Source organism: Jatrophihabitans sp. (genome assembly GCF_036388195.1).
Classification (GTDB): domain Bacteria; phylum Actinomycetota; class Actinomycetes; order Mycobacteriales; family Jatrophihabitantaceae; genus Jatrophihabitans_A.
The window spans coordinates 1-14,789 of sequence record NZ_DASVSG010000002.1; the positions used below are offsets into that span (position 1 = coordinate 1).

General features: G+C 71.9%; 11 protein-coding genes. 4 read left to right on the forward strand and 7 right to left on the reverse strand.

What is annotated here, in order from left to right:
• The 4 genes from VF612_RS00080 to VF612_RS00095 form a co-directional block, all read right to left on the reverse strand.
• Positions 1-983 (reverse strand): NAD-dependent epimerase/dehydratase family protein (locus VF612_RS00080; RefSeq protein ID WP_408657805.1); only part of this gene is annotated, 983 nt, incomplete at its 3' end.
• Positions 980-3,607: an alpha/beta fold hydrolase gene (locus tag VF612_RS00085; protein WP_408657806.1), complete on the reverse strand. Its 2,628-nt coding sequence runs from the start codon at positions 3,605-3,607 to the stop codon at positions 980-982. The genes VF612_RS00085 and VF612_RS00080, both read right to left, overlap by 4 nt.
• Before the next feature lie 17 nt (positions 3,608-3,624).
• Entirely contained in the window at positions 3,625-4,650 is a 1,026-nt protein-coding gene (locus tag VF612_RS00090) for a 3-oxoacyl-ACP synthase III (protein ID WP_408657807.1), read from the reverse strand.
• Between the two features lie 126 nt (positions 4,651-4,776).
• Positions 4,777-5,250, reverse strand: coding sequence for an SRPBCC family protein (locus VF612_RS00095; RefSeq protein ID WP_408657808.1), 474 nt, complete (start codon positions 5,248-5,250; stop codon positions 4,777-4,779).
• A gap of 349 nt (positions 5,251-5,599) precedes the next feature.
• On the opposite strand from VF612_RS00095, the gene VF612_RS00100 reads away from it, so the two are divergent.
• The gene (locus tag VF612_RS00100) at positions 5,600-6,589 is read left to right on the forward strand and encodes a YihY/virulence factor BrkB family protein (RefSeq protein WP_408657809.1); all 990 of its coding nucleotides are present in this window, start codon (positions 5,600-5,602) and stop codon (positions 6,587-6,589) included.
• 33 nt (positions 6,590-6,622) lie between these two features.
• Here the strand turns inward: VF612_RS00100 and VF612_RS00105 are convergent, their stop codons facing one another.
• On the reverse strand, positions 6,623-7,126 hold the full coding sequence (locus VF612_RS00105; protein WP_408657810.1) for a beta-class carbonic anhydrase: 504 nt from the start codon (positions 7,124-7,126) through the stop codon (positions 6,623-6,625).
• A gap of 251 nt (positions 7,127-7,377) precedes the next feature.
• Here VF612_RS00105 and VF612_RS00110 point away from each other — a divergent pair, with 251 nt between their 5' ends.
• Positions 7,378-8,913 carry a DHA2 family efflux MFS transporter permease subunit gene (locus tag VF612_RS00110; RefSeq protein ID WP_408657811.1) on the forward strand — a complete coding sequence of 512 codons (1,536 nt, stop codon included), beginning with the start codon at positions 7,378-7,380 and terminating at the stop codon, positions 8,911-8,913.
• A gap of 71 nt (positions 8,914-8,984) precedes the next feature.
• Here the strand turns inward: VF612_RS00110 and VF612_RS00115 are convergent, their stop codons facing one another.
• On the reverse strand, positions 8,985-9,758 hold the full coding sequence (locus VF612_RS00115) for an ANTAR domain-containing protein (RefSeq protein ID WP_408657812.1): 774 nt from the start codon (positions 9,756-9,758) through the stop codon (positions 8,985-8,987).
• 338 nt (positions 9,759-10,096) lie between these two features.
• Between VF612_RS00115 and VF612_RS00120 the strand changes: the two genes are divergently transcribed.
• Both VF612_RS00120 and VF612_RS00125 read left to right on the forward strand, forming a co-directional pair.
• Positions 10,097-12,112 carry a putative bifunctional diguanylate cyclase/phosphodiesterase gene (locus VF612_RS00120; protein WP_408657813.1) on the forward strand — a complete coding sequence of 672 codons (2,016 nt, stop codon included), beginning with the start codon at positions 10,097-10,099 and terminating at the stop codon, positions 12,110-12,112.
• Between the two features lie 77 nt (positions 12,113-12,189).
• The gene (locus VF612_RS00125) at positions 12,190-14,490 is read left to right on the forward strand and encodes a putative bifunctional diguanylate cyclase/phosphodiesterase (RefSeq protein WP_408657814.1); all 2,301 of its coding nucleotides are present in this window, start codon (positions 12,190-12,192) and stop codon (positions 14,488-14,490) included.
• 7 nt (positions 14,491-14,497) lie between these two features.
• On the opposite strand, the gene VF612_RS00130 is transcribed toward VF612_RS00125, so the two are convergent.
• A partial coding sequence (locus VF612_RS00130) for a hypothetical protein (RefSeq protein ID WP_408657815.1) occupies positions 14,498-14,789 on the reverse strand: 292 nt, incomplete at its 5' end.

The window sequence follows — 14,789 nt, forward strand, 5'->3', positions numbered from 1 at the left end:
TTCGATATAGGCGCGATAGGCGCCGAATAATGCTCCGCGAGCCGGGCGAAACCCTCCGCAAGGCTCACCCGGGGACGCCACCGCAGCGCCTCCCGGGTCCGTCGCTGGTCGAACCAGTGCGCGGTCGCCAACTGCCCGGCGAGGAACCGGTTCAGCGGCGGGGTGTCGCGCCGGCCCGATACCGCCCACCCAGCCTCGATCACCGCGCCGAGGGCGTTCGCCACCGGGAACGGAACCCGGCCGCGCGGCCCCGGCACCCCGGCGGCCCGGCACACCCGCTGCAGGATCTCCGAGACGGGCCTCGGCTCGCCGTTGGAGACCACCAGCGCCTCGCCGTGCACCTCCCCGCACACCCGCACGGCGGCCAGCAGGGCATCGACGGCATTGTCGAGGTAGGTCGTGTCGATGAGCGCAGCCCCTGATCCGATCAGCGGCAGCCGCCGGGCGCGCGCCCGCTCGACGATCGGGGCAACCAGCTGGGTGTCTCCGGGCCCCCACACCAGGTGCGGCCGGATGGCCAGCACCGCCAGCTGCGCGGAGTCGGCCCTCAGCGCCAGGGTCTCCGCGATCGCCTTGGACCGCGCATAGTGGCCCCTGGCCCGCCGCGAATCGGCGGCGCCGGCCCCGGCGCCGACCAGCGGCTGGCCGGCATGAGCCACTGCCGGCGACGACACGTGCACCAGCGCCGGCACTCGGTTCACCCGGCAGGCGTCGATCACCGCGCTGGTCCCGCCGACATTGGTGCGCTGGAACTGCGCCCAAGGTCCGACCACGTCCACCTTGGCGGCCAGGTGCAGCACGGCATCCTGCCCGGCGGCGGCCTGGCGCACCACGCCGTGGTCGGCGACATCTCCCAGCACCTCCCGGCACGGCAGGCCGCTGGGACGCCGTTGCAGCACCGTCAGCTCGACGCCCTCGGCCAGCAAGGCCAGCGCCGTCGCCCTGCCGAGCATGCCGCTGGCGCCGGTCAGCAGGATCCTCACGCCCGGCCGGCCAGCAGCTTGTCCGCCCACCCCGCCAGCGCCGTGCGGTCGACCTTGGACGCGTGCCGGATGTCGACCGGCAGCCGGTTGACCAGCAGCACCGCTGCCACCGGGGCGTCGACCGCGGACCGGACCGCATCGGTGAGCTCGATGCCGGCCAGGGCGCCGCGCCGCCGGCCCGGCAACCGCGCGTCCAGCCGGCGCTGCGGGACGGGCCGGTCCGCCACCACGACGGCGACCAGCTGCTGGGTGCCGGCCGGGCCGATCCCGACGACCGCCGCCGCGGCGATCCCGGACACCGCGGCGATCCGCTGCTCCAGCCCGACCGGGGTCAGCAGGCCCTGTGGCGTGGTGATCAGATGCTGGCGGCGTCCCTGCACCCACAACCGGCCGTCACCGTCCAGCTGCCCGACATCGCCCGTCCGGTGCCAGCCGGCATCGCGAGAACTCGCCCGCTCGGTGGCCCACAGCGCGTCATAGCGTTGCTTGCGGTGCGCTGCTCGTACGCAGATCTCGCCGACCACCCCCGGCTCGTCGCTGAGCTTGCCGACGTCCTGCCCCAGCGCGTCCAGGGCGCTGATCTCGACCTCGACCCCGGGCACCGGACGGCCGACGCAGACCCCGTCGCCCGGGCCTGCCTCCTCCAGCTCGGGCAGCGACACGTCGGTGACCGGCAGCACCTCGGTCATGCCGTACGGGGTGTGCGCCTGCGCCGCCGGCAGCAGGGCTTCCAGCTGCCGCAGCAGCTCCACCGGAACCGGGGCGCCGGCCGACATCAGCAGCCGGACCCGGCCCAGCGCGGCCCGCTGATCGCGATCGAGGGCGCCCGCGGTGGCGGCCACCGTGCGCAACGCCGCCGGGGAGGCGAACACCGCGCTGGCCTGGATCGCCAGCGCCGCGTCGGCCAGCGCAGCGGCGGTCAGCGTGTGCGGCTTGGTGACATCGGTGGCCGGAACCGCCGAACCGACCCCCAGCGCGGGTCCCAGCAGCGCGAACGGGGCGAACGCGGCGACGATCCGGTCCTGCGCGGTCAGCCGGTAGGTACGGCGCACCACGTCCAGCTGTGCCCGGACCTGCCGGTGCAGGTACAGCACGCCCTTGGCCGGACCGGTCGCGCCGGAGGTGAACACCACCGCCGCCTCGGCGTCGCCAGGCACCTCCGGCAGCGATCCGGGGGAGTGCGACGGCTGCGTGACGAGGTCGGTGCGCGCCTTCAGGACCCGGCCGGTGGCCGGGATACCAGCGACTAACCCACGGCTACCGGCCAGCCAGCGCGTGCCGGGCAGCCGCATCGCGGCCGCGGCTGTCAGCCCCTGGGCGCTGCCGACCACATGGTCGAGGTTGGCGCCCCGCAACGCCCGCCCCATCCCGCGCAGCCCGAGGCCCTTGTCGGCGACCACGATCACCGCACCGGCGCGCCACCCGGCATACACCGCGACCGTCAGCTCGATGGACGGGGGGATCAGCAGCGCGATGCGCTGCCCGGGCCGCACGCCGCCGGCTGCCAGCGTCGCCGCGCTCTGGCGGACCCGGCGGTCCAGCTCCGCCCAGCTGATGCGCGCGCCGCCGACCTCGGCGATCGCGGTCTCGTCCGGGGTGCTCGCTGCCCGATCGGTGAGCCCCTGCCAGACCGGTGGGGGTTCCGGCTCACCCGCAGCGGGCGCGACGAGCCCCGGTTCGAAACCTTCGCCAGGCGCCACCTCACCGGCAGCCGCGGCCGTCCGCCGGCCGATGCCCAGCTCGCGCACCCAGCCGGCGACGTCCTCGGCGTAGCGGGGGGCGTCTTCGGGCAGCAGGTGCGAGGCCCCGGCATAGCGGTGCACATCGGCCCGGGGCAGCCGCCTGCGCAGGTCGCGCAGGTACTGCTCGCCGAACACCGGATCGCGCGGCCCCCACAGCAGCAGCGCGGGCACGTCCCACCCGGTGATGCCGGACGTGATCGCCGCCAGCGCCGGATGGCTGGGGTCCTCGGCGGCGAACGGTATGTCGGCGACGAAGTCCCCGATCGCGCGCCGCCGGCCGGCCCCGCGGTAGGGCGCGGCGAACGCGGCCCGGACGCGGGAGTCCAACGGCGGCCAGGACAGCGCGGTGGCGCTGCGCAGGAACACCGGCGTCCGGACGCACAGCAGGTCCCGCAGCGCGGACAGGTGGGCCAGCCGGATCAGCGCCGGCGGCCGGGAGTCCTCCGGCTGGTGCACGGCGGTGTTGGTCAGCACCACGGCCTCGACCTGGCCGCGGTGCTCCAGCGCCCAGCCGAGGGAGATGATGCCGCCCCAGTCGTGGGCCACGGTCACCACCGGGCCGGTGATGCCCATCGCCGCGGTCAGCTCGCCCAGCTCCCGGACCCGGTCGGCCAGCCTGCTCACGGTGGCGGGACGGTCGGAATAGCCCATTCCGAGCTGGTCGGGCGCCACCACCCGCCAGCCGGGCGGCGCGGCGAGGAACATCCGCCGCCACAGGTAGGACCAGGTCGGGTTGCCGTGCACGCAGAGCAGCGTCGGGCGCTCCGGCGGCGCTGCCGGGTGGGAGTCCAGGACGTGCCAACGCCGCGGCCTGCCGTCCTGGCCGACCGTCTCGACCGTGCGCGACCAGGCCGGATCCAGCCCCGGCAGGCTCGGCGGCAAGCGCAAAGGCGGCCCGCTCACCATTCGAGTTCGAGGCAGCAGGCGTTCAGGCCGGAGCCGACTCCCATCAGCAGCACCTTGTCCCCCCGGGCCAGCGAGTCCACCTGGGTGGCCAGGGTGAACGGCACCGACGCCGGCCCGATGTTGCCGCGGGTCGGGAACGTCCGGGGTACCAGCGCCGGGTCGATGTCCAGCGCCGCGCAGATCGCGTCGGTGTGCACCTGCGAGACCTGGTGGATGATGTAGCGGTCAGCGCCTCGTCCCCAGCCGAACTCCCGCTGGGCGTCGCGCCACAGCCCGGTGCACAGCTCGAGGCCGTGTTTGAGCAGGTTCTTGCTGTCCGTGCGCATCAGCTCGACATCGCCGACGCACAGCTCGTGGTGTGCGGTCGCCGACCGGGTGGCGCCGCCGACCAGCCGGTGCCCCTGCGGATGGCGGTCCGTCCGGCCCAGCAGCATCGCGACCGCGCCACTGCCCAGGGTGAGGGTGGCGAACTCGGCGATCACATCCTTCGCCGTCGACGCCTGCTGGGCCAGCCGGCGCAGCGCGGCCTGGTGGGCCGGACGGGCGTCCTCGCCGTTGACGACCAGCGCGTACTCGATCTGGCCGGAGTCGATCATCGAGGCGGCCAGCTGCATGCCGTTGAGGAAGCCGAGGCAGGCGTTGGTGACGTCGAAGCCCTGGCAGGAGGACGGCAGCCCGATCGCGTCGTGCACCGACGCGGCGGTCGCGGGCTCCAGGTGCGCCCTGCTGACCGAGGTGTTGACGAGCAGGCCGATGTCCTCGCTGCTGACGCCGGATTCGGCGATGGCCTTGCCGCCGGCCAGCGCCGCGCCGTCGGCGAAGGTCGTTCCCTCGGCCCACCAGCGCCGGGTCCGGATGCCGGCCAGCCGCTCGATCAGCCCGGAGCGCAGGCCCACTCGGCGATAGGTCTCGGTCAGCTGCTCGTCCAGCTCGGCCGAGGTCACCACGACCGGCGCGTCGACCGAGGCGACGGCCAGCACGCTGGAGTTACGGAATCGAAATTGTGAATTACCCGGCATCTTCTACCTTTACGCACAGGACACCGGGTTTGGTGCGCCCGCGTCGGGATGGCCCGGCTGCGGCGTCTTCGCAGCTGTCTCGTCCCTTCAGTGTGCCATTTCTCAGCGAGGCTGCCTCGCGAGCCGTCAGGCAGACAGCGGAAACGCCCGGTGCTCGGCCCGGTCGGTGAGCCGTCGCAGGGTCTCGCGGTTGCGCAGCCGCAGCAGCAGCCGCAGCAGCGGGTTGTCCAACCAGAGCCCGGGTCCGGCGCTCGGCGCCTCCCGGATCGTCACCTCGGTGACCGACGGTTCGACCGGCTCCAGCAGGATCTCCACGAGCGCCTCGCCCAGCGGCCAGCCGCGGGCCCGCAGCAGCAGCCGCCGACCCGGCTCGCAGGCCAGCGATTCGGTGAAGTCTGCGATGTCAGCCGGCCAGACGCCCACCTTGTGGTGAATCTTGCTGCCGACCTCGGGCCAGGCGGCGTCCACGTCGCGGATGTGGGACGCGCCGACCACCCATCCCACGTAGGCCCAACCATCGGCAAGCTCGGCGAAGACCCGATCGGCGCTTGCGCGCACCTGCCCGCGTACCTCGGTCATCCGCTTCGGCTTGGCCGGCATGGGTTCACCCCTCGACAAGGCGCAGGCCCAGAGGACCTCGCGGGTTCGGCTGGTGGCTGAGCCGTCCTAGACGGTATCGCAAGGGGTGATCGCCGGCGGGTGCGGTTGCGCCGCAGCCAGCGCCGCGGTTGCAAGCGCCTCGCCGGACGGCCTACTTTTGGACTGGAGAAGATGTGAAAGCCTGATCTGTGGTTGAACCTCCAGCCGCTGCGATGACGTTCCTCGCCCGGCTGGCCTGCCCTTCAAGGCGAGCCGGCAGCCGCTGAATAGCTAGCGGGCCGCGCCACCTCCACCGCCCGGACGAAGTCCGCGGGCCGTGGCGCGAGCCCGAGAACCGGAGCACCTGAAGATGAGCACCAGTACCGGCCCCAAGTCCGACCGGGCGCCCAATGAGCTGACCGACCTCAGTGACACGTCCTGGAAGGGTGTCCTGAAGCGTTCGATCAAGGAGTTCAAGAACGACAACCTCTCCGACTGGGCCGCCGCGCTGACCTACCGAGGCGTGCTGACGCTGGCGCCGGCGCTGCTGGTGATGGTGTCCTTGCTCGGGCTGCTCGGGGAGTCCACCACCGACAAGCTGGTGCAGAACATCGGCTCGCTCACCCCCGGCGGGGTGCGCTCGGTGCTGGAGCAGATCCTGCAGAGCGTCCAGTCGCGCAACAGCGCGGGCCTGGCCGCCATCTTCGGCCTGCTGCTCGCCTGGTGGTCGGCCTCCAGCTACATCGCCGCCTTCATGCGGGCCTCGAACGCGATCTATGAGATGGGGGAGGGCCGCCCGATCTGGAAGACGATCCCGATCCGGCTGGCGATCACCCTGGCGATGGCCCTGCTCGGCGTGCTGGCCGCGGTCATCGTGGTCTTCAGCGGCCCGCTGGCCGACAAGGTCGGGCAGGCGCTCGGGATCGGCAGCACCGGCCTGACGATCTGGAGCATCGCGAAGTGGCCGGTGCTGATCATCATCGTCAGCGTGATGCTGGCGGTGCTCTACTACGCCGCGCCGAACGTCAAGCAGCCCGGGATCCAGTGGGTCAGCCCCGGCGGTGTGCTGGCCGTCCTGATCTGGATCGTCGCCTCGGCCGGTTTCGCCTTCTACGTGGCCAACTTCGGCTCGTACAACAAGACCTACGGCTCACTGGCCAGCGTGATCATCTTCCTGATCTGGCTGTGGATCACCAACATCGCGATCCTGCTGGGCGCGGAGTTCAATGCCGAGCTGCAGCACGCCCGTGCCATCGAGGCCGGCCAGCCCGCCGACCAGACGCCGTTCGCCGAACCGCGTGACACCAGCAAGCTCACCCCCGACAAGCAGAAGCAGGCCACCGGGCTGGAGGTGGACTGACCGCGTCGGCGCCTGGCCGGGCGCGGGTACGGCTCAGTCACTGACCTTGACGCTGAGCCCACCGGTCCGGATGTCATAGATGCAGCCGATCACCGCGAGGTCGGCCGGCAGGTAGGGCGAGCTCTTGATCTTGCGCACGTCCCTGGCCAGCACAGCGGCCTGGTCGGAGATGGCGCCGAAATCCAGGCTGCGGGTGTCGATGCCGGCGCCGGCCATGATGTCGGCATGCACCTGCTCATCGGTGACCTGGGACATCCGGCAGTCGGTGTGCGCGACCACCATCACCCGCCGCACTTCGAGCAGGTGCACGGCCAGCACCAGGGTGCGCAGCACGTCCTCGGTCACCCGGGCGCCGGCGTTGCGCAGGATCTTGGCGTCGCCCTTGTCCAGCCCGAGCATGCCGAGCGGGTCGATCCGGGAGTCCATGCAGGTGATCACGGCCAGGCCCTTGGCCGCCCGGCCCTCCAGGTGCCGGTCGCGGTAGCTGGCGACGTAGTCCCGGTTGGCCCTGAGCACATCGGTGAATGCCTCGATCATGGCCCTATTTGAGCAGAGGCGCTGTCGTGCCGATCGGGTGGCCCTCTCTCCGCGGGCGTCCGGCGGGGTGGGCGGTTCGTGTGCGCTGCCGCGCAACGCTCGACGGAAGACGTCCGGGCGCGAGTGCGACACTGTGGGACGCCGGTACGCAGCGGCCCGCTCGGCGTCGTGCCGGCGTCTGACCGCCGGCGCCGCAGGAGGAGAGCGCCCATGCCCACCCGGATGCCGGCCCTCCCGCCGACAGGCCGCCGATGACAGCCCCGGACGCCCCTGGCGGGCTGGTGTTGAAGTCGGCAGCCGGGCGGTGGGCGCTGCTGGCGACCGTGCTGGGCAGCGGGATGGCTGCCCTGGACGCGACCGTGGTCAATGTGGCGCTGCCCCGGATCGGCGCCGACCTCGATGCCGGGTTGACCAGCCTGCAGTGGACGCTCAACGGCTACACCCTGACCCTGTCCGGGCTGCTGTTGCTCGGCGGCTCGCTGGGTGATCGGCTGGGCAGGCGCCGGATCTTCTCACTCGGGGTGCTGTGGTTCGCGATCGCCTCGGCCGGCTGTGCCGCGGCGCCGAACGTCCAGCTGCTGATCGGCATGCGCGCCCTGCAGGGGGTCGCCGCGGCGTTGCTGATGCCCGGGTCCCTGGCGATCCTGGAGGCGGTGTTCCGCCGCGAGGACCGGGCCGCGGCGGTCGGCGCCTGGTCGGGCCTCGGCGGCATCGCCACCGCCATCGGCCCGGTGGTCGGCGGGCTGCTGGTGGGGATGGCGCCGTGGGGGTGGCGGCTGGTGTTCCTGCTGAACCTGCCCTTGGCCGCCGTGGTGATGGCCGTCGCGGCCAAGTGGGTGCCCGAGACCCGGGACGAGCAGGCCGGCGGACGGCTGGACCTGCCCGGCGCCGGCTTCGCCGCGGTCGGGCTGGGCGCGCTGATCTACGCGCTCACCGAGGGGCCGGTGCGGCGATGGCCTGCCTCGCTGGTGGTCACCGGGGCTGCCGGAGTGCTGTTGCTGGTGGCCTTCGCGGTCAACGAGCACCGCCGGCCCGACCCGATGATGCCGCTGTCGCTGTTCCGGTCCCGGCAGTTCAGCGCAGCCAACCTGGTCACCTTCCTGGTCTACGCGGCGCTGTCCGGGGCGTTCTTCCTGCTGCCGGTGCAGCTGCAGCTGGTCTCCGGTTTCACGCCGGTGGCCGCGGGCAGCTCGCTGCTGCCGGTGACCGTGGTGATGCTGCTGCTGTCGGCTCGGATGGGACGGCTCGCGCAGCGAATCGGTCCGCGCTGGCCGATGACCTTCGGGCCGGTGCTGGCCGGGATCGGACTGGCCATGCTGGTCCGGGTGGGTGCGGGCTCGGGCTACCTGACCGCGGTGTTGCCCGCCGTTCTGGTCTTCGCCCTGGGCCTGACCGCCACCGTGGCGCCGCTGACCGCCACCGTGCTGGCCGCCGCTCCGGAACGGCAGGTCGGCGTCGCGTCGGCGGTCAACAACGCGGTGGCCCGGACCGCGGGCCTGCTGGCCGTCGCGGTGCTGCCGGCGCTGGCGGGCCTCACCCCGGCGGCCCTGGACCATCCGGCGGCGCTGTCGGCCGGGTTCCACCACGCGGTGCTGATCACCGCGGCGCTGTGCATCGCCGGCGGGCTGCTGGCCGGTGCCACGATCTCCGATCGGGTGCTGGCCGGCGCCGATGACCCGGGCGCGGTGGCCTCCGCCGGCAGCCACCCGGCGGCCGAGCCACCGCCGCCGAGCCCGGTAGAGCCGGTAGACCCGGTAGAGCGAGCCCGGCGAGCCAAGGCCGAGTAAGGCCGGAACCGAGCACGCCGGAGCCGAGCAAGCTTGAGCCGAGCAAGCCGGAGCCGAGCCGCGCGAGGAGGTCAGCTGCTCGACGCCTCCAGCGCGCCGGCGCCGGCCAGGTCCTCCGACGCAGCCATGGCGGCCTGCTTGGGCGCCGGCAGGTCGGGCAGCGTCCCGGTCTCGACCACCTCGGCGGCGACCACCCGCAGCTTGCGGTGCAGGTTCTGGCTGGCCACCCGCAGCATCGTGAAAGCCTGCTCCTCGGTCACCTTGCGGGCCGACATCAGAACCCCGAGCGCCATCCCGATGGCACGGCTGCTTTCCAGGGCTGCTTCCAGGTTCATCGCCTGGTCCTCGGCCTCGTGGAGCGCGACCAGGCTGGAGGCCTGCGCGGCGAAGATCGTGGCCGTGTCGACGGCCTCGGCGCCGAAGGCGCCCGGGTGATCTGCGTAGAGATTCAGGGCCACCGCCCGGCCGGCGGCGAGCTGGAAGGCCAGCACGCTGCGCACCGGGCTCTGCGCAGCGGCAGCCTCGGCGAATCGCGGCCAGCGAGGCTCGTCGGCGATGTCGAAGAGCAGGTAGTCCGAGTTGTTCTCCGCTGCCGCCATGCACGGCCCCTCACCGAACTCGTACTGCAGCTCATCGACCTGCTGGGCGACCTGATCCGAGACCGCCAGGCTGCGGCCCTGGCCACCGCGGACCACTGTGATGCTCGCCCAGCCGCAGCCGTCGACATGCTTGACGGCGAGTTCGACGAGCCGGTGCAGCGCCGCCTGGTTGTCGCCGTCGCCGTGCAGCTCGACGCCGAGGAGGGCGAACTCCTGCGACAGCTCGAGCATTTCGGTGGTGTCCACTGGCCCTACCTCTACACGGACTCTCTGCTGGGCCCAGAGGCTGACGAGAGCGTCCTGCATGATCGTCTGCCCCCGTGGCCACTTAACAGCGGCCACGCACCTGAGAGGTTACCGCCGAAACCCGGCAGCGCTAGTGCCTGGCAGCAGAGCCGGAGGCTGAACAAGGCAACAGGACGGGCCCCGCGCTCCCAAACCGGCCCGGAAGCACCTGCTGACGGACGCCAGATGCGTTCGGGCGGGTCCCTAATGTTCTCTTCCGGTCGGTCGATAGGAACCTCATGGTCGGGGAGCTGGGCGGGGCCGGGGGCATTGGCCACCCGTCTTTTCGCACGCCCTCGATGTTCACCGCCTTCTGGTACCCCTCCGTGCTGCTGGGCTGGGGCGCCCTGCTGCTCGCGCTCTACACCCTGGCGGACTCCCGGCTGAACGAGGCCGGCGCCCCGCTGGCGATGACCGCGGTGCTGCTCGTCGTGCTGGAGCTGCGCCCGCTGATCCAGGGCCGGGGTCACGATCCGCAGGGCGTCGTGATGTCCACCGCCTTCGCCTGCGCCATCCTGTTCCTGTGGGGGCCGTGGCCCGCCATCGTGGTGGTCAGCATCGCCTCGATCGCCGCGGACCGGCGGGTTCGCAAGCCGGCCTGGAAGGTGTTCTTCAACGTCGGCCAGTACAACCTCTCGATCGTCGCCGCCTGGATCGTCATGGCGTGCAGCTGGGGTACCCCGTCGGTGGAGGAACCGCTCACGGTGCTGACCGCGGCCGACCTGCCGTGGATGCTCGGCGCCTGCATCGCGTACTTCTGCACCAACCTGGTGCTCGTCTCGGGCGCGCTGGCCTGGACGAGCACCTTCTGGCGTTTCATGTTCAACGACTTCGCGCATTACACCGCGACGACATTCTCGGTGCTGGCGCTCTCACCGCTGATCGTGACGGTGGCCAATGCCGCCTGGGAGCTGCTTCCCCTCCTGCTCATCCCGCTGGTGCTGGTCTACAAGATGGCCCAGATGTCGGTGGAGCGGGAGCACCAAGCCGGGCACGACGCGCTGACCGGCCTGCCCAACCGCACCCACCTGCAGGCCTCGCTGGCCGCAGAGCTGGCCAACTCCAAGCGGGACGGCCGGCCGTTCGGGTTGCTGCTGATCGACCTCGATCACTTCAAGGAGGTCAACGACACGCTGGGGCACCACGTCGGTGACCAGCTGCTGGTGCATTTCGCTGAACGGTTGAGCAATGCGGTACGCCCGAGCGACCACGTGGCCCGCCTCGGCGGCGACGAGTTCGCGGTGATCGTCCCGGACGCGGACGAGGCCGAGGTGCTCGGTGTCGCCGAGCGAATCCGGGCCTCGCTGGAGAGCCCGGTGTCCCTGGAGGGGATGCGGCTGGAGATCGAGGCCTCGATCGGACTGGCGATGCACCCCGATCACGCCCTGCTCGCCGAGGATCTGCTGCGGCTGTCCGACGTCGCGATGTACGTGGCCAAGGAGTCCCGCGCGGGAGTCGTGACCTACTCATCACACCGGGACCGCAACTCCACCGACCGGCTCACCCTGCTCGCCGAGCTGCGCCAGGCGCTGGACAGCGACGCGCTGACCCTGCAGTACCAGCCGAAGGTATCGCTGCGCGACGGCTCGTTGCTGGGGGTCGAGGCGCTGATCCGCTGGCAGCACCCTCAACGCGGGTACGTGCCGCCGGAGGAGTTCCTGCCCCTTGCCGAACGGTCCGGTCTCATGCACCTGATCACCGACCGGCTGGTGACGCGGGCGCTGTCGCAGGTGGCGGACTGGCGCCGGCTCGGGCTGTCGGTGCCGGTGACCGTCAACGTGGCGCTGAGCGACCTGCTCGACGGCCGGCTGGCCGACCTGGTGACCACCGGCCTGCGGCGCTACGGGTTGCCGCCCGAGGTGTTGCGGCTGGAGATCGACGAGCGGGTGGTGGCCCAGCACAGCGAGGAGCTGACCGGGGAGCTGCGGAAGCTGCACGCGATGGGCCTGACCCTGGGCCTGGACGACTTCGGCACCGGCTACTCCTCGCTGCTCTGGCTGGAGACCCTGCCGGTGACCGAGATCAAGATCGACCGGGCGTTCGTGAGCCGGGTCGGCGAGAGCCGCTCGTCGGCCGGGATCGTCCGGGCGATCGCGGACCTGGCGCATGCGATGGGGATGTGCGCGGTCGCCGAGGGCGTGGAGACCGAAGCCGAGTGGCGGTTGCTGCGCGAGCTGGGCTGTGACGGCGCGCAGGGCTGGCACGTCGCCGCTCCGATGCCGGCCGCCCGGGCCACCGAGTGGCTGCTGGCGCGCCACGGCAGCGCTGAGCAGATCCTGACCGACGCGATCGCCCCGGCCGAGGTGGCGTCCTGAACGCGGTGACCGAACTCGACGTGTACGAAGAAGCGGCTATCGCTAGGCAGGGCGCCTGCGATCTGGGGAGTGGTGGCATGTCCAGGCAGCTGGAGCGGCGTGCCGCCCTGGCCAGCCGCACCGTCCGGATGCTCGGCATCGCCATCTGGATCGTCATCTCGGTCGGCTTCATCCTGAACCTGGTCGGCGCCAACGGCCCGAGTGACATGGTGCGCACCGCCCACATCCTCACCCTGGCGGTGTTCTTCGTCCTGATCCTGCTGCGGATCGCGATCGCGGCGATTGCCCGGTTGCGCCGGCCCACCGCGCTGTGGGTGCTGTTCGCCGCGCTGACCCTGTGGGCCGCCGGCTCCGCGGTGCTCAACGCCAGCTCGTCCGAACCGGATCTCACCCACTTCCCGGCGCCGGGCGAGTGGCTGTTCCTGGCCTCCTATCTCGGCATCGCCGGTTACCTGATCATCGACACCGCCCACCGGCTGACCGCTGCTGTGGACGGCTGGCTCGAGGCGATCGTGGTCTGTGGCGGCACCGCCTGCCTGGCCGGCAGCCCGCTGCTGGTGCGGGTCGGCGGCGTGGTCGGGGGCCGGGGGGTGCCGCTGCTGCTGGCGATGCTCTACCCGATGATCGACGTCGCGCTGATCCTGCTGGTGGTCGCCCAGGTGGTGCTGCGGGTGCGCCGCAGCCTGGAGAAGTCGGCCGTGCTGTGCCTGGGGCTGACCCTGTTCGCGATCGCGGACCTCAACTTCGTGACGAACCTGTCCGACGGGACCTACGGCTTCAACGTGGTGGACGGGTTGCTCTGGGCAGCCGGCTTCGCGCTGATCGTGGAGGCGGCCTGCCGGCCGGGCACCGAAGTGCTCAAGGCGCTGCCCAAGCGTCCCGGGCCCCTGCTGATGGTGGGTCCGGCGTTCATCGCGCTCTCGGTGCTCGCGGTCCGTCCGCACACCGGGCTGGGCCCCTACCTGACCTGGCCCGCGGTGCTGACCCTGCTGGCTGCCGGCGGGCGGCTGGTGCTGGCGCTGCGCGAGGCCAAGGGCGCCGCCGAGGCCTTCGCGCTGTCACGCACCGATGACCTGACCCTGCTGCCCAACCGGCGCTCGGTGATCGCGAGGCTGGACGCGGAGCTGGCCTCCGACCGGCCGCTGGCGCTGATGCTGCTCGATCTCGACGGGTTCAAGGACGTCAACGACACCCTCGGCCATGCCGCCGGCGACTCCGTGCTGCAGCTGGCCGCGCACCGGATGCGGCAGGCGCTGCCGGCCTCGGTGATGATCGGCCGGCTCGGCGGTGACGAGTACGCGGTCGTGATGACCAGCGACGACGCGCTGGTGCTGCTGGAGACCGCCCATCTGATCCTCGAGGTGCTGCTGGAACCGACCCTGGTGGAGGGCATCGAGCTGACCACCAACGCCTCGATCGGCATCACGGTGCGTTCGCCGAGCGACACCCAGAGCGTGGAGCTGCTGCGCCGGGCCGATGTGGCGATGTACCAGGCCAAGTCCACCAGGGCCGGGGCGGTCCTCTACGACGTGCACAGCGATGATTTCTCGCGCAAGAAGCTGCAGTTGGCCGAGGAGCTGCGCAAGGCGATCCCCGAGGGCCAGCTGGTGCTGTACTACCAGCCGCAGATCGACGCCGCGACCCAGCGGGTCTGTGGCCTGGAGGCGCTGGTTCGCTGGCAGCACCCGGAGCGCGGACTGCTCAATCCGATCGCGTTCCTGCCGGCGGCCCGGCGGGAGGGGCTGATGCTGCCGCTGTCGGTGGCCGTCGGCCAGATGGTGGTCGAGGACCTGCGCCGCTGGCGCAACGTCGGCCTGGAGCCGCGGGTGTCGCTCAACTGCGCGCCACCGGAGCTGCTCAGCGGGGTCTTCCTGCCCCGGCTGTACGAGGCGATCGCCGAGGCTCGGCTGCCGGCCGAGAGCCTGGTCATCGAGGTCACCGAGGACTGCTTCATCGCCGAGCCGGCGCGGGCCCGCACCATCCTGCGCGACATCCGGGCACACCGGGTGCAGATCGCGATCGACGACTACGGCACCGGCTTCTCCTCACTGTCCTACCTGCGCGACCTGCCGGTGCAGGAGCTGAAGATGGACCGGTCCTTCATCGCGGCCATGAACACCGACACCCGCAGCCGGATGATCGTCGCCTCCACCTTCCAGATGGCGCAGGCGCTGGGCCTGCGGACGGTGGCCGAAGGGGTCGAGAACGCCGCCACGGCCGCTGACCTGATCGCGATGGGCGTCGACGTGCTGCAGGGCTATCACGTCGCCAAGCCGATGCCGGCCTCCGAGGTCGAGTTCTGGATCCGGCACCGGACGACCGTCTCCGACGGCCGGTTCGACTCGTTGCCGATGGACGGTCAGCGGCTGGATCCGTGAGCCGCCGTCAGACCGAGGCGCCGACCACCTGAGCCGAGCTGGAGCTGGAGCTGGCCACGCCTACCCGCTCGACGAACCGGAACTCGGCAAGGGGCGGCACGTGGATGCCGTCCAAGCCGATGCCCTGGGTGAACAGCCGGTGCGCCTCGGGGTTGGTGATGCGCTGTTGGTCGAAGGCCTCGTCACAGTGCCGGTACACCGGCGTGCTGGCGGCCGAGCCGAGATAACGCGCCGGGCGCGCGCCGGGCAGCGTGTAGCCGGTCATGCCCGCCGAGGCCAGCAGCGCCCGCACCCGCTCA

Bases quoted from the DNA above. Each gene is read 5' to 3' on its own strand.
- VF612_RS00090 (WP_408657807.1), bottom strand. From the start codon at position 4,650: ATGCCGGGTAATTCACAATTTCGATTCCGTAACTCCAGCGTGCTGGCC.
- VF612_RS00095 (WP_408657808.1), bottom strand. From the start codon at position 5,250: ATGCCGGCCAAGCCGAAGCGGATGACCGAGGTACGCGGGCAGGTGCGC.
- VF612_RS00100 (WP_408657809.1), top strand. From the start codon at position 5,600: ATGAGCACCAGTACCGGCCCCAAGTCCGACCGGGCGCCCAATGAGCTG.
- VF612_RS00105 (WP_408657810.1), bottom strand. From the start codon at position 7,126: ATGATCGAGGCATTCACCGATGTGCTCAGGGCCAACCGGGACTACGTC.
- VF612_RS00110 (WP_408657811.1), top strand. From the start codon at position 7,378: ATGACAGCCCCGGACGCCCCTGGCGGGCTGGTGTTGAAGTCGGCAGCC.
- VF612_RS00120 (WP_408657813.1), top strand. From the start codon at position 10,097: ATGTTCACCGCCTTCTGGTACCCCTCCGTGCTGCTGGGCTGGGGCGCC.
- VF612_RS00125 (WP_408657814.1), top strand. From the start codon at position 12,190: ATGTCCAGGCAGCTGGAGCGGCGTGCCGCCCTGGCCAGCCGCACCGTC.